The following is a 15222-nucleotide window of genomic DNA, read 5'->3' as shown; positions in this document are numbered from 1 at the left end:
GTGTCCGAAGTCAAAAATGGATAGACGCAGCTTAAAATAGTATTGAGGTATAGTACATGCAAAAAGTAATATAGGATTAGATGACAAAAGTATTAACAAATATTAAAGGAGATAAGATGGTTTGGGCTATTGCAGCCTTGCTAGCCTTGTTCTCTTTTCTTCCTGTGTATAGTGCAAGCAGTAATTTGGCTTATTTATACGGAGATGGAGATACTTTTACTTTTTTGATTAAGCATTTTGCACATCTGGTTTTAGGTTTTTTGATTATGTACGGAGTGCATAAAATACCATATCATTATTTTAAGGGACTTTCTATTATTATGATACCTGTGATCATTGTATTGTTGTTGGTTACAATGGCACAGAATACCACCATAGGAGGAGCAAATGCAAGTCGATGGATTAGAGTGCCGTTTGTAGGAGTTACATTTCAAACCTCTACGTTGGCTGCTGTAGTGCTAATGGCGTATGTTGCACGATACCTGTCAAAGATTAAGGATAAAGTTGTATCGTTTAAAGAAACCTTACTGCCGCTATGGATGCCTGTATTTTTGATTTTAATGTTAATTTTACCGGCTAATTTTTCTACAACTGCGATTATCTTCTCGATGGTAATTGTTCTTGTTTTTATAGGAGGGTATCCAGTAAAGTATATTTCTGTGATATTGGGATCGGGGCTCTTGATACTTACTTTTTTCATTTTGTTTGCAAAAGCATTTCCGGGTGTTTTTCCAAATAGGGTAGATACTTGGGTGAGTAGGATAGAGAACTTTAGTGATGATAAAGATACACAAGAAGATTATCAAATAGAAAGAGCAAAAATAGCAATTGCAAGAGGAGGAGTAATGGGTGCAGGACCTGGGAAAAGTGTGCAAAGAAACTTCTTGCCACAGTCTTCTTCAGATTTTATTTATGCAATTATTATTGAAGAATGGGGTTTTGTAGGAGGAATTTTTTTAATGCTGTTGTATACAATGTTATTGCTGCGTTTGGTTATTGTTGCTCATAAATGTGGTGATATTTTTGGTAAACTATTAGTTATAGGAGTTGGATTGCCTATTGTTTTTCAGGCATTGATAAATATGGCGGTTGCAGTAGAGTTATTTCCTGTTACTGGGCAAACGTTACCACTTATAAGTAGTGGTGGGACATCTATTTGGATGACATGTTTGGCGATAGGAATTGTTTTAAGTGTGAGTAGTCAAAGAGAAGCACAGCGCCAACAAGAAAAAGAACAAACAAAAGAAACAGAAAAAAGAATACAAGAAGAAAATCCATTAGAGGTTTTAAGTGAAGTTTTGTAAATGAATAAAAAACCTAGAATCATATTATCTGGAGGAGGAACCGGGGGACATATTTACCCGGCTATTGCTATTGCCAAAGAAATTGAGAACAGATATCCCGATGCTTCTATTTTGTTTGTTGGAGCTAGTGATAGAATGGAAATGCAAAAAGTGCCAAAAGCAGGGTATGAAATTATAGGGCTTTGGATTAGCGGTATTCAAAGAAAACTTACGTTTAGTAATTTAATGTTTCCGCTTAAACTTATAAGTAGCCTCTGGAAATCAAGAGCAATACTTAAAAGATTTAACCCAGATGTAGTTGTAGGAACTGGTGGATTTGCCAGTGGTCCTTTGTTAAGGATGGCAAATTCTAAAAATATTCCGACGCTACTTCAGGAGCAAAATTCGTTTCCGGGTATTACCAATAAGTGGTTGGCAAAAGATGCGAATAGAATATGTGTTGCTTATGATGGGATGCAACGATTTTTTCCGAAAGATAAAATTAATAAAACAGGTAATCCGGTTCGCCAGGATATTGTAAATACCAATGAGAAACGTAGTCTGGCAATTCAAAAATATAAGCTAGACCCCAATAAAACAACGTTGTTGATTATAGGAGGAAGTTTGGGGGCTAGACGAATCAATCAATTAATCCAAAATGAGTTGGATTTTTTTAAAGAAAAAGGAATGCAGCTTATTTGGCAATGTGGGCAGCTGTATTATGAGGATTATAAACAATATGATCAAAATGAGGTGCAGGTACATCAATTTCTGGACACTATGGATTTGGCATATGCTGCTGCCGATATCATAATCTCAAGAGCGGGAGCAAGTTCGGTTTCAGAATTATGTATTGTTGCAAAACCAACATTATTTATTCCGTCCCCTAACGTGGCAGAAGATCATCAGACTAAAAATGCCAAAGCTGTAGTGGATAAAGGGGGGGCATTGATGCTTAAGGAAGGAGTGTTAGAAGAACGTTTTCAACAAGTTTTTTCAGAGTTATTAGAGTCAGAAGAAATGCAAAAAAACCTTTCTGTAAGTATCAAAAAACTAGGATTACCAAACGCAACCTCGGCCATAGTAGACGAGATAGAAGATTTATTAGAAAAAAACAAGAAGGAATTAAATTAATGGATAAGAGTTTAAAAGACATACAGAATATATATTTTATCGGTATCGGTGGTATTGGTATGAGTGCTCTGGCCAGATATTTTAAATTTCTTGGTAAGAATGTGGCGGGGTATGATAAGACTCCTAGCCAAATTACTACAGATTTATCTGCAATAGATGTTGCGGTGCATTTTGAGGATAATGTGACTCTGATTCCGCAAGAATTTTTGAATCCAGAAGAAACGATGGTGGTATATACACCTGCGATACCTAAAAATCATAAAGAGCTCACATTTGTCAAAGAAAAGGGATTTGTTCTAAAAAAGAGAGCTCAGGTGTTAGGAGCTATTAGTCAAGATGTGTATACGCTTGCAGTGGCAGGAACTCACGGTAAAACCACCACAACAGCTATTCTTGCACACTTACTTAAAGAATCTGGTGCAAAATTAACAGCATTTTTAGGAGGTATTAGCGAGAATTACAACTCTAATTTAATTTTAGAGGGAAATGAGGTTATGGTTGCAGAGGCAGATGAATTTGATAGATCTTTTTTACAATTGCATCCGGATATTGCGGCAATCACATCTATGGATGCAGATCATTTGGATATTTATGAAAAAGCAAATGCTTTGGAAGCATCTTTTATAGAATTTTCGAAAAAGACAAAAGACCATTTATTGGTGTGCAATGGGCTTCCTATAAACGGAATGACTTTCGGCATCGAAGATGACGCTGATTATTGTGCGCAAAATATAAGAATAGAGAATGGTACTTACATTTTTGATTTAAAAACACCACATGAATATATTAAGGGCTTGCATTTAAACCTACCGGGTAGACACAACTTGTTAAATGCTATTACGGCCTTTGCTATAGCGATGCTTTATGGTTCCCCAACCGACTCTCTAGCAAAGGCCCTATTTTCATTCAAAGGTGTTCAAAGAAGATTTAGTTACCAAATTAAGAGACAGGATAAAGTATATATTGATGATTATGCACATCATCCTACAGAAATTAATGCACTACATCAGGCAGTAAGAGAAATGCATCCTGATAAAGAAGTATTAGCTGTTTTTCAGCCTCATTTATTTAGTCGAACAAGAGATTTTGGGTCTGAATTTGCACAAAGTCTTAGTCAATTTGATCAGGTACTATTGTTAGATATTTATCCGGCCAGAGAACTACCTATAAAAGGAATAGATTCGAATTGGTTGTTAGGGATGATGGATCATGAAAATAAAAAATTGATCGATAAAAGTAATTTGGTAGAAGAGATTACAAAAAGCGAGGCAATGATAGTAGTGACTATTGGAGCTGGAGATATTGGAGAAGAAGTGCAGGAAATTAAAAAAGCGTTGTTGTGAAAAAAAGAATGCTAACATATTTGAAATTCGTTGGTTTATTTGCTTTACTAGCTGCTCTATTTGCTTTTGCGGGGAAACGTAATGAAAGACGAAAGATAAAAGAAGTATATGTTGAATTTGTAGAAGAACAAGATCCATACATTAATGAATCGATGGTTAATAAATTGTTAATACAAAATCATGAAAGAGCTACGAACGTGGGAAAAGAAATTTTAGTTTTGAATACTGTAGAGAAAGAACTCGATTCACACAAAATGATTGAGCATTCTGATGTGTACCTCACTGTAAATGGAGAACTTAGGGCAAGAATTAAGCAACGCACCCCAATTGCTAGGGTTAATGCGGTTACTCCTTTTTATATTGATGTTACCGGTAAACGAATGCCTCTCTCAAAAAGTTATTCGGCCCATGTCCCAATAGTACACAATGTGTCAGAGAGAGAAATTTCTAATGTGTTTCCGTTGTTAAAAAAAATTAGAGACGATAAGTTTTTAAAAATGCACGTAGTAGCCATTTATCGTAATGCTGAAAAAAACTACGAATTAGAGTTACGTACCAATGCATTTAAATTGGTGATAGGAAAAATAGAAGATGTAAATCGTAAGGTTAAAAATTTTAAAGCTTTTTATCAAAAGGCTACAAAAGACAAAACTTTGGATAAGTATAAAAAGGTCAGTTTGCAATATAGTAATCAGGTAGTGTGCACACTTAAATAATACCCGTATGGAAAGAGAAACTAATGAAATAGCGGTAGGATTAGACATAGGGACAACTAAGATTGTTGCTATGGTCGGAAAATTCAACGAATATGGGAAAATGGAAGTTTTGGGGATTGGTAAATCAAAAAGCTTAGGTGTACATCGAGGTGTTGTTAATAACATTACCCAAACGATACAATCTATACAACAAGCAGTGCAAGAAGCAGAAAGTGTAGGAGGCGTTAAAATAGAAAATGTTACAGTAGGAATTGCAGGTCAGCATATTCGAAGTTTACAACATAGTGATTATATCACTAGACCCAATGCTGATGCAGTAATAGATGAGGATGATATAGAAAAGTTATGTAACCAGGTGCATAAATTGGTAATGCTGCCAGGAGAAGAAATACTACATGTATTACCACAAGAATATAAAGTAGACGGTCAGGCAGAGATAAAGGAACCAGTAGGGATGTACGGAGGAAGATTAGAAGCTAATTTTCATGTAGTTGTTGGGCAGGTAACTTCAATTCGCAATATAGGAAGATGTGTAAAAAGCTCTGGACTGGAACTATCTGATGTAACTCTAGAGCCATTAGCTTCTGCAAATGCGGTTTTAAGCCAAGAAGAAAAAGAGGCAGGAGTTGCTTTGATAGATATAGGGGGAGGAACCACAGATTTAGCCATTTTTAAAGATGGGATTATTCGTCATACGGCTGTAATTCCGTTTGGAGGTAATGTGATTACCGAAGATATTAAAGAAGGGTGTTCGATAATCGAAAAACAGGCAGAATTGCTTAAGATAAAATTTGGATCTGCTTGGCCGGGAGAAAATAAGGATAATGAGATTGTTTCTATTCCTGGTTTAAGAGGACGTGAGCCTAAAGAGATTACCTTAAAAAACTTATCTAAAATCATCCATGCAAGAGTGGTAGAGATTATAGAACAGGTTTTCTTAGAGGTAAAGAATTATGGCCATGAATCGCCAAAGAAAAAATTGATAGCTGGTATTGTTTTAACAGGTGGAGGCTCACAGCTTAAACATTTAAAGCAACTGGTAGAATATATTACCGGAATGGACACAAGAATAGGGTATCCTAATGAACATTTGGCAGGTAACAGTAATACCGAAACAACAAGTCCTATGTATGCAACCGCAGTAGGATTGGTGATGGGAGGACTAGAACATGTCAAAAAACAGAAAAGAATCATTAAAGAAGAAACTATTACGAGTGCCCAGGTAACAAGCGAAGACGAGATAACTTTAGAAGAAGATTTGCCAACTCAAAAAGAAAGCCCAAAGGCAGAAACAAAGCCAAGGAAAAATATTTTAGAGAAATGGACAGAAAAATTCAAAGAATTCTTAGATAACGCAGAATGACATTTGTACATAATAGATAGCCCCAAAGCAATTGAAAAGTACACATCAAAAAGAAAAAAACTTCTTTTTGAATAGAAAGCATATAAAAAAAATAAAGTAGGAAAACCAGAAAATTAGCAATTATGAGTGATAACCAGGATTTTGAAAATATCTCTTTTGATTTACCCAAGAACCAATCCAATGTGATTAAGGTGATTGGAGTTGGAGGAGGAGGAAGTAATGCCATTAATCACATGTTTTTACAAGGGATTAAAGGAGTTGATTTTGTTATTTGTAATACAGATGCTCAGGCATTAGAAAATAGCTCGATCCCTAACAAAATTCAATTAGGAGTGTCTCTAACAGAAGGATTAGGTGCTGGTGCCAATCCAGAAGTAGGAGAGCAGTCTGCGGTAGAGAGTTATGAAGAGATAAAAACCATGTTAGATACCAATACCAAAATGGTTTTTATTACTGCAGGTATGGGAGGTGGTACAGGTACTGGTGCAGCTCCTGTAATTGCCAAAATGGCAAAAGAACTAGATATTCTAACGGTAGGGATTGTAACTATCCCATTTCAATTCGAAGGGCGTATGCGTAATGAGCAAGCCCAATTAGGAGTAGAGCGACTAAGGTCACATGTAGATTCTTTGATTGTAATCAATAATAATAAACTACGAGAAGTTTATGGTAACTTAGGGTTTAAAGCTGGTTTCTCTAAGGCAGATGAGGTTCTTGCTACTGCGTCGAGAGGGATTGCAGAGGTTATTACACATCACTATACACAAAATATCGATTTACGTGATGCTAAAACTGTGCTTAGTAACAGTGGTACGGCAATTATGGGGTCTGCTAATGCCTCAGGAAATAAACGTGCTCATGATGCGATCGTAAAAGCTTTGGATTCACCATTGCTTAATGATAATAAAATTACTGGTGCCAAAAATGTATTATTACTTATTGTTTCTGGAAAAGAAGAAATAACGATTGACGAGATAGGAGAAATCAATGATCATATCCAACAGGAAGCAGGTCATGGAGCAAATATCATAATGGGAGTTGGTGAAGATGAATCGTTAGAAGAAGCTATTTCTGTTACCGTAATTGCAACTGGGTTTGATGTAGAACAACAGGATGAAATTGTAAATACAGAAACCAAAAAGATAATTCATACCCTCGAAGATGAGCAACGTGCTGCTGTGCAGGATTTGTTACCAAAATCTACAGGGACTCCTTTGGCCGCTATTCCCAAAAACGAAGAGCCAAAAGAAGAAATAATCAAACATGAACTGGTCGAAGAAGAAGCAGATAAGGATAATGAATTGATCCCTACTACAGATTTCTTAAAAAATATAGATGTATCATGTGAAGTTGTAAGTCCATTTGCTAATGATAATGATTTTGTAATTATTAATGCACAAGATATTATTAAGCAAATTGAAGTTAACGAAGAGCAGGAGTTAAATGCAGAACAAGAAACGACAACAGAAAAAGTATTAGAAAAAGAGGATCAGTTTGCCTTTGCTTTTGATATGCCTTCTGCAGGAAATGAAAAAGAGGAGGTAAATGAAGAAGTGATGATGAACAATGAAAATATATCTCCTGTTACCGATGTAAAAGATGATGAAGGTCCTATTATTTTTGATCTTAGTGATGATATAATGGATATGGAAGTGAATGATCCTATCGAAGTTGTGCCAGCTTCAGAAAATATTTCTGATGATGTGCGTAGATATAGCCTCGAAGAATATATGGAAGAAGAAGAGCGTTTAACAAATGCTAAGCCTTCAGAAGTGGTTGAAGAGGAAATCCTTATAGAAAAGAAAACAGTAACTGCAGCGCCAGAAGAAGAAATCGTAGAAGGAGAAGTGGATCCTGTTGATCAGCCAATATCAGAGACACTAAAAGCGAGAGCTGCTGAGCGTCGTGCAAAAATGAAAGAATTTAATTATAAATTTAGAAATAACAATACCATAGACGATATAGAAAAGGAGCCTGCTTATAAAAGAGCAGGAATCGATGTAGATTCGAGACCTACAGAGTCTGGACTATCTAGAACATCTTTGGGTACAGATAATAACGATGACATACAGTTGCGAAAAAACAATTCTTTTTTACATGATAATGTAGATTAGAAGGGGAAGTGTAATTGTAAAATAAACCGATACTCTGACTGTAGAATATCGGTTTATTTTTTATCTTCGCAATCCAAAAGATCAAAACTAAATTATCATGAGTTTACAACAAAAAGTAATGGCTTCAATGAAGGAAGCTATGAAGGCAAAAGATTCGAATGCGTTAACCTCATTGCGAGCTATAAAATCTGCTATTTTGTTGGCTCAGACAGAAAGTGGAGCAAAAGAAGAGCTTACAGAAGATCAGGAATTGAAACTATTGCAAAAACTTGTAAAACAGCGTAAAGATAGTGCTACTATTTTTACAGAACAAGGGCGAGATGATTTGGCACAGCCAGAAATAGATCAAGCCAAAGTAATAGAACAATTTTTACCAGAGCAATTAAGCGAAGAAGAGATAGAAAAAGTGGTGGTGGATATTATTTCAAAAACTGGCGCAGAAGGAATGAAAGATATGGGTAAAGTGATGGGGATGGCCAATGCGGCATTAACAGGAAAAGCAGATGGTAAAACAATTTCTACTATTGTAAAAAGTAAATTGTCATAATTATAGCGAATTATACGATTTAAGAATAAGTAATGGCCGCGTGGCGCAACTGAATAGCGCATCAGATTTCGGCTCTGAGGGTTGGGGGTTTGAATCCCTTCGCGGTCACTTTTTGGACAAAATTGTCCAAAGCCAGGCAATTTTGTCTGGCTTTTTTGTTGGTTATTACTATTTTTATAATTAAGAAATAAAAGGCCTGTATCCTTGGATAGCATTGTTAGCAAACATAAATACCCAACATTGGGTATTGTTTATAACTAAAAACATTTCAATCTTCGAAATCTAAATTATTTGATAATGAAAAAACTCCATTACTGTCCACTTAAAACAAATTGATAGACAGTTGTTTATATTCTAGTTCATTGACATTATTGTAATCTATATTTTTAAATAGTTCATTTACAGGAGTTTTATTTAGCAACGATATTCCTAGAATCTGTAATATTTCGTAGGTTGATCGATTAATTTTCAGCTCCTGTGCTACTATTGCTACTAGGCAATAAGTGGTGATTGCTGTATAAATTTGTATTCGAACTGCATTTTCTGAGGTTCCCCAAAAGGATTTAATTTTTAGATGTTGTTTGATCCATTTGAAAAACAGTTCTATTTGCCAACGCTTTTTATAAAGCAAAGCAATTTGTTCTGCAGTAGTCTCCATATTATTGGTTAAGAAGACAAATGTTCTTTTATTTTCGTCGTCGTAATACTCGATTCGTCGAAGTTTATCGGGATAATTTTGGGAGGTATAAAATCCAGTTAGCTTTCCTATCTGATCACATAGTACTCCTTTAGTTTTGTCAACTTTTGCTGAATACATTCGCTTAAATTTCATGTTTGCCTTAGCTCTAATAACAAAGTAAGCTTCACAAGTAGTAATTTTATAAAGTCTCTCAAAATCGAGATATCCCCTATCAAAAACATAGTAAGCTCCAACTTCATAAATAAGTTGATCCATAGCCTTTACATCATGAATATTAGCAGGAGAAATATGAACAAAGCTCGGTATCTGAGTCTGAATATCAAAAAGCGTATGTAATTTGATTCCGCCTTTCGATTTTCGAAATTTAGCCCACCAAAAGACATTTAAGCATAGATCAATTGTGGAGGAATCAAAAGCATAAATCTTTTGTTCGGTATCAGAATTATGATCAGAAAGTTTAGCGTTTGCTATGGCTATTAATTGATATGCAAAAGCTTCAAAGATTCTATAGTCTCGCTTTTGATTTGCCTTAGCCAAATTACTTCTTGTAACTCTTTTACCAATCCCTAAGTGATAAGATTTCTTGTTGTGTGCTTCTAAAGTAATCACAAGATCTCGCAAACTATCACGGTTTGTGAGTTGTCCAAAGATCATACAAAGTAATTGGTTCCAACAAGTAAAATGACGAACATATTTATTTCCATCATACCTATTGACAATACTGTCAAAAGAGCGTTTTGGTAAAAAAGCTAATAACTGAGCGAATACATATTTGCCCTGATTCATAAACATCTGATTAAATCGACCAAACCTAGTCAATTCAAATCGACACACAATAAAAAGCTATTTAACTTATAGATTATCAGTAATTTCAAAGAACATTTAATTATTTATAGTGGACACTAGTGATACATTATAATTAATGATAATGTTTCATTTAATTTAGTGAAGTGAACGAAATTTTTAGATTAATTTTCTTAAGACTAGCATTTTTTGTTTCTTTTTTTGGCAATGAAAAAAAGAAAAAACTAAATAACCAACACGCAACCCCTAGTTAGGACCAGTCAATAACCAAAAAGGGTAAAGACAATGCCTAACGAAGTGTTTAAAAATAAACCGTAATGCACATTACTTTTAAAAACCTGATATTCCCAAAAAAAGGCCTATGTATGGGAGCATGCCTTTTATTTCTTTTGGTTTGGGGGATACAAGCCCAGGATACTACCTCGATCGTAGTACATGATTCGATACAGCAAATGGAGTATCAAAAATTGTATAAACTTATTTATGATATAAAAAGAGATCAACCTGAGCTGGCAGAAAAATATGCAGAAGTATATCTTAATCGTGCTAAAAAAGAAAAGAATATCCTGGAACAAGCAAAAGGATATCGCCTTTTTGTATTCATAAACCCTAAGAGTTATGAACAAGGTATAAGCTATATTGATAGTGCCATTACTATAGGAAAAAATTTAAAAGGTAAAAAATATCCGGCATTATTATATATACATAAAGGCTTATTCTTGGAAGAACAAGCAAATTTTAAAAAGGCATTGGATAATCATTTGATAGCTTTGAATATTGCTAAAAAAAGAGAGAATGGAGTATTGGAAAATGTATGCAATCATAATATCGCCTTAATTAAAAGAAAATTTGGGCATTATGAAGAATCCAAAGCACTTTTTAAAAATGTAGTACAATATGATTTAAAAAGATATCAAAAAAAAGAAATTCCAATATATCCTTATCATTTATCTTTGAAAGAATTAATCAATACTTATCGATTGAATCAACAAATTGATTCGGCTTATATCCTCAATGAACGTGGAATTAAAGAATCTAAAGGAGAATTTCATGCCCCTTATTTTATTTTAAACCGAGGAATATTGTCCTATCATAAAGATGAGTACATTGCGGCCGTCAAAGATATACAAAGTATTTTACCAATTATTACTAATCCCAAAAATGGATTGTATTTTAATACATTTACAATGCTGGATGCTTATTTGTATTTGGGTAAATCTTATGATGCTCTTCCTCGAAAAGAATTGGCGATACATTATTATAAAAAAATTGATTCGATTGCGGAAACCACCAATTATGTATTGCCCGAAACCATTACGGCTTATTTGGCTTTGAAAAAGCATTATAGTAGTATAGATGATAAAAATAATCAATTGGTCTATATCAATAAATTGTTACGGGCAGATAGTATTTTAAATGATAATTATACGTATCTACGAAAAACATTAAAGAATGAGTATGATACCCCCCGTTTGGTCGCTCAAAAAGAAGCGTTGATCCAGGAGTTAGAGGCTTCTAACAAAACATCGTCCTGGTGGGTATGGAGCTTGGCAACATTTGTACTAATCGTAAGTGGAATGACCCTTTTTTATTATCGAAAACAACATTTGTATAAAGTACGGTTTCAAAAATTGATTGCGGGTGAAGCCCCCCTTCGACAGCCCTTCGACAAGCTCAGGGTGACATCTCAGGATGACATGCTTCGAGAACCCTTCGACAATGCCCGTTCTGAGCCCTTCGATAAACTCAGGACAAGCACTGCCGAAGGGCTCAGGGTGACACCTGAGGATACAGATGAGATATCCCATTCCGTAAAGTCAGAACCGGCTAAGTTGAATTCGCAGAAGGGAGAAAAAGATTTGGGGATTAGCTCCGATATTGTGACCAAGGTACTACAGGAGTTGGATACCTTCGAAAAAAAGCAGGAGTTTTTAAAAACCAATCTTACCACCGCTTCGGTAGCCCAAAAACTAAAAACCAATGCCAAATACCTGTCAAAAATTATCAACTACCATAAACAAAAAAGTTTTACCCAATATATTAACGAATTGCGTATCGATTTTATCGTAGAAGCCTTAAAAGCCAATACCCGATATCGACAATATACCATCAAAGCCCTGGCTAGTGAAGCCGGGTTTAACTCTACCGAGGTATTTTCGAAATCCTTTTATAAAAAAACGGGGATCTATCCTTCGTATTTTATAAAACAGCTTGAAAAACAAGGGTATGAAGAAGGTTGATTCCTTGTTTTTACGGTCTTGATTCTTAGAATTAAGAGTAGCACCTCCTTTTTTTCTTGATTTATAGTGGTAAGTTTGGCTTGCAATCACACAAAAATTTAAACTCATGAAAAAAACATTAACACTTTCGAAAATCAAGATTACCAAATTAAGTATAGAACAAATGTCAGCCCTAAAAGCAGGAGGTAATTGGGGAGATGGTGGAGATAGAAGTTTTGGGCATCCGGAGTGCAACGGTGAAGATGATAATGTACGAATGATGCGTTAGGCGAGATACATCTTTTAGTTGCAATCTTTATGATTATGATTAAGCATTTTATATCCCGCTGTTAGGTGGGATATTGTTGTATATTGACACAATACCAACATAATTAATATATACCACCCTTGTTTAGATTATGAAAAAACTGTTGCTCTTTTTTTTAGTAGTAGTATCTTGTGCAAAACCTCAATCATACTATAACTATCCAATGATACCATCACAAGCTATATTCGATACTTATCATGGGCAAACGATAGAAGATCCCTATCGTCATTTGGAGGATTTAGAAGATTCGACTGTGATTTCCTGGTTACAGGCTCAGGAAACTTTGGCCAAAGAAACTCTAAACCATCTATCGGGAAGAGATAAACTTATTGAAGAGCAACAAACTTTGGATGCTAGCAATAAAGGGAATATTCGATCAATAAGAAAAACATCGAAAGGACAATATTTTTACCTAAAAAAGAAACCGACTGATCTCGATAGGAAGCTTTATATGCGAGAAAACCTAAATGGCCCAGAAAAGTTTTTATATGAACTGGCACCGATATATAGTAAAGAGGGATATCGTATACGTACGATAGCACCCGATGGTTTTGGGAGTAAAGTAGCGATCAGTATATCGAAATCGGGAGAAGAAATTTCTAAAATTATTACCCTAGATATAGTGACTAAAAAATTATTACCTGGGGTGATAACCCAAGTAAACCCTAGTTATGGTGGCATCCATTGGCATCCCGACGATTCGGGCTTTATCACCATGTATTTTCCGTTTACAGATCCCAAAGACCCAAAATATAGTCTACAGTCTAAGGCGATGTATTATAATCCGCACCAAGAAACTCCTACACCAATCGATGTTTTTTCGATGACCAGTGCCCCAGAAACAACTATGAATCCAGAGGATTTTCCATATATCAGGATAGCAAATAAAGGCTATGTATTGGGCGAAGTAGGAGGAACAGGAGCGTATTCTGATATGTATATCAAACCGATCAAAGATTTATTAGCCGCTACTCCCTGGCAAAAATTATATACTAAATCAGATCAGATCAAAAAAGTGGTGATTGCTCAGGATCAATTTATTTTTTTATCGGCAAAAAATGCTTCGAATTTTAGAATCTGTAGTACTCCTATTGCCCATCCTAATTTTAAGAACCCAACCATATTGGTAGCTGAAGATAAGCATAGTGTGATTACCGATATCGAGGTCACCCGGGACGGTATCTTTTTTGTACGGGTGCAAAATGGAGTTGTTGCCAAATTATACCGGTATACAAATGGACAAGAAAAAGAAATTGCTTTACCCAATCCTTCGGGTACTGCATTAATCAAATCGTTAGGAATCGAGACCTCATATCTGTCGGTAGTAACGCGGGGGTGGACCACCAAAAATACACGTTATCGTTATGATACTAACACTAATAAATTTGAAGAGGAAAAATTGATTGAATCTTATGAGTATCCAGAATTTAAGGATTTTATCATCGAAGAAATTGAAATCCCTTCGCATGATGGAGTTTTACTCCCAGTATCTCTTGTCTATAAGAAAGGACTGAAAAAAGATAGGAATAATCGAACGTTGTTATATACCTATGGTTCGTATGGTACATCGGTAAAACCATTTTTTTTCACTCATTTCTTAAATTGGGTGGCCCAAGGGGGGATAATGGTGGTTCCTCATGTACGAGGTGGGAGCGAAAAAGGTGATGCCTGGCATAAAGCAGGATATAAAACCACCAAACCCAATACCTGGAAAGATATGATCGCCTGTACCCAATATATGATTGATCACAACTATACCTCGCCCCAAAAAACTGTTTTATGGGGCACCAGTGCCGGGGGCATTATGGCAGGACGTGCCATGACTGATCGCCCCGATTTATATGCTGCGGTGATTATGCTTTCACCTTCATTAAATTTAGTGCGTTCAGAAATTCAACCCAATGGTTTAAACAGTGTTAAAGAATTTGGTACTGTACAAAAAGAAGCCGAGTTTAAAGCTTTGCTGGAGATGGATTCTTACCATCAGCTTCAAAAAAATACAGCCTATCCTGCGGTATTAATCAAAGCTGGGATAAAAGATGGGAGAGTCGTTGCCTGGGATCCTGCCAAATTTATGGCCAAACTACAGGCCTATAACACTTCTGATAAACCTATTTTATTCGATATTGATTTTGGAGGAGGGCATGGAGCTACGAGCGCTTCGACAACCAAAAAATACAATCGTTATGCCGATATTTTCGCCTTTGCGTATTGGCAAACCGGGCATCCTGATTATCAACCTAGGGAGTAGGGTATCTGGTATCGGGAGTCAAGTATCAGGTTTTGGGTATCTGGTGTTTGAAGATCGAAGTCGGAAGTCCGAAGACCGAGGTCGGATGATAGTAGTTTTTCGAACCCTGAGGTTCTCGAAGGAGCTTGCCCTGAGCCTGTCGAAGGGTAAGGCTATTAGTACATATGTACTTCGAGAGTACTTCGGCATGACCTGTCCTGAGGTTCTCGAAGGGCTCAGCATAACACCTCAGTCCACGGTGTGGATTTAAGTCATAATTCCGAATTTACTTCCCCTCACCCCAGCCCTCTCCCGGAGGGCTACCGTGTGTACACAAATATTTATTATTTTTCAATTGTATAAAAAAGACTTTATGGAAAAAGCAATATTAAGAGATAAAATAGATTTTTCGGGATATTTACCAGATAGTCGTTTGGTAAA

11 protein-coding genes and 1 tRNA gene are annotated in these 15222 nt (G+C 35.8%); 11 read left to right on the top strand and 1 reads right to left on the bottom strand.

Going from position 1 to position 15222, the window contains the following annotated elements:
• Positions 1–80: 80 nt before the first annotated feature.
• The 8 genes from ABW636_RS00985 (at position 81) to ABW636_RS00950 (ending at position 8608) form a co-directional block, all read left to right on the top strand.
• On the top strand, positions 81–1304 hold the full coding sequence (locus ABW636_RS00985; protein ID WP_367588080.1) for an FtsW/RodA/SpoVE family cell cycle protein: 1224 nt from the start codon (positions 81–83) through the stop codon (positions 1302–1304).
• Positions 1305–2417 (top strand): undecaprenyldiphospho-muramoylpentapeptide beta-N-acetylglucosaminyltransferase, encoded by a 1113-nt coding sequence (gene murG / locus ABW636_RS00980; protein ID WP_367588079.1) that lies wholly within the window; start codon positions 1305–1307, stop codon positions 2415–2417.
• The gene (gene murC, locus ABW636_RS00975) at positions 2417–3760 is read left to right on the top strand and encodes a UDP-N-acetylmuramate--L-alanine ligase (protein WP_367588078.1); all 1344 of its coding nucleotides are present in this window, start codon (positions 2417–2419) and stop codon (positions 3758–3760) included. Before murG ends, murC begins: the two co-directional genes overlap by 1 nt.
• On the top strand, positions 3757–4476 hold the full coding sequence (locus ABW636_RS00970; protein WP_367588077.1) for a cell division protein FtsQ/DivIB: 720 nt from the start codon (positions 3757–3759) through the stop codon (positions 4474–4476). The genes murC and ABW636_RS00970 overlap by 4 nt, the downstream gene beginning before the upstream one ends.
• Before the next feature lie 7 nt (positions 4477–4483).
• On the top strand, positions 4484–5839 hold the full coding sequence (ftsA, locus tag ABW636_RS00965; protein WP_367588076.1) for a cell division protein FtsA: 1356 nt from the start codon (positions 4484–4486) through the stop codon (positions 5837–5839).
• Between the two features lie 122 nt (positions 5840–5961).
• Positions 5962–7953: a cell division protein FtsZ gene (gene ftsZ / locus ABW636_RS00960; protein ID WP_367588075.1), complete on the top strand. Its 1992-nt coding sequence runs from the start codon at positions 5962–5964 to the stop codon at positions 7951–7953.
• Between the two features lie 97 nt (positions 7954–8050).
• Positions 8051–8500 carry a GatB/YqeY domain-containing protein gene (locus ABW636_RS00955; RefSeq protein ID WP_367588074.1) on the top strand — a complete coding sequence of 150 codons (450 nt, stop codon included), beginning with the start codon at positions 8051–8053 and terminating at the stop codon, positions 8498–8500.
• A gap of 34 nt (positions 8501–8534) precedes the next feature.
• A tRNA-Arg gene (locus ABW636_RS00950) sits at positions 8535–8608 on the top strand.
• Positions 8609–8822: 214 nt separating this feature from the next.
• Here ABW636_RS00950 and ABW636_RS00945 read toward each other — a convergent pair.
• Positions 8823–9986, bottom strand: coding sequence for an IS4 family transposase (locus tag ABW636_RS00945; protein WP_367588073.1), 1164 nt, complete (start codon positions 9984–9986; stop codon positions 8823–8825).
• 383 nt (positions 9987–10369) lie between these two features.
• Here ABW636_RS00945 and ABW636_RS00940 point away from each other — a divergent pair, with 383 nt between their 5' ends.
• The 3 genes from ABW636_RS00940 (at position 10370) to ABW636_RS00930 (ending at position 14802) form a co-directional block, all read left to right on the top strand.
• On the top strand, positions 10370–12244 hold the full coding sequence (locus tag ABW636_RS00940) for a helix-turn-helix domain-containing protein (RefSeq protein WP_367588072.1): 1875 nt from the start codon (positions 10370–10372) through the stop codon (positions 12242–12244).
• Positions 12245–12350: 106 nt separating this feature from the next.
• Positions 12351–12512 carry a class I lanthipeptide gene (locus ABW636_RS00935; protein ID WP_367588071.1) on the top strand — a complete coding sequence of 54 codons (162 nt, stop codon included), beginning with the start codon at positions 12351–12353 and terminating at the stop codon, positions 12510–12512.
• Between the two features lie 202 nt (positions 12513–12714).
• A complete protein-coding gene (locus ABW636_RS00930; protein ID WP_367588070.1) occupies positions 12715–14802 on the top strand; it encodes a prolyl oligopeptidase family serine peptidase in 2088 nt (695 codons plus the stop codon).
• Positions 14803–15222 lie beyond the last annotated feature (420 nt).

The sequence above is a fragment of the Aquimarina discodermiae genome (genome assembly GCF_040786235.1).
Classification (GTDB): domain Bacteria; phylum Bacteroidota; class Bacteroidia; order Flavobacteriales; family Flavobacteriaceae; genus Aquimarina.
The sequence above is the reverse complement of the archived record's forward strand: the minus strand, read 5'-3'. Positions and strand labels throughout refer to the sequence as shown.

Excerpts from the sequence above, each read along its gene's own strand:
- ABW636_RS00985 (WP_367588080.1), top strand. The coding sequence starts at position 81 with ATGACAAAAGTATTAACAAATATTAAAGGAGATAAGATGGTTTGGGCT.
- murG (WP_367588079.1), top strand. The coding sequence starts at position 1,305 with ATGAATAAAAAACCTAGAATCATATTATCTGGAGGAGGAACCGGGGGA.
- murC (WP_367588078.1), top strand. The coding sequence starts at position 2,417 with ATGGATAAGAGTTTAAAAGACATACAGAATATATATTTTATCGGTATC.
- ftsA (WP_367588076.1), top strand. The coding sequence starts at position 4,484 with ATGGAAAGAGAAACTAATGAAATAGCGGTAGGATTAGACATAGGGACA.
- ftsZ (WP_367588075.1), top strand. The coding sequence starts at position 5,962 with ATGAGTGATAACCAGGATTTTGAAAATATCTCTTTTGATTTACCCAAG.
- ABW636_RS00955 (WP_367588074.1), top strand. The coding sequence starts at position 8,051 with ATGAGTTTACAACAAAAAGTAATGGCTTCAATGAAGGAAGCTATGAAG.
- ABW636_RS00945 (WP_367588073.1), bottom strand. The coding sequence starts at position 9,986 with ATGAATCAGGGCAAATATGTATTCGCTCAGTTATTAGCTTTTTTACCA.
- ABW636_RS00940 (WP_367588072.1), top strand. The coding sequence starts at position 10,370 with ATGGGAGCATGCCTTTTATTTCTTTTGGTTTGGGGGATACAAGCCCAG.
- ABW636_RS00935 (WP_367588071.1), top strand. The coding sequence starts at position 12,351 with ATGAAAAAAACATTAACACTTTCGAAAATCAAGATTACCAAATTAAGT.
- ABW636_RS00930 (WP_367588070.1), top strand. The coding sequence starts at position 12,715 with ATGATACCATCACAAGCTATATTCGATACTTATCATGGGCAAACGATA.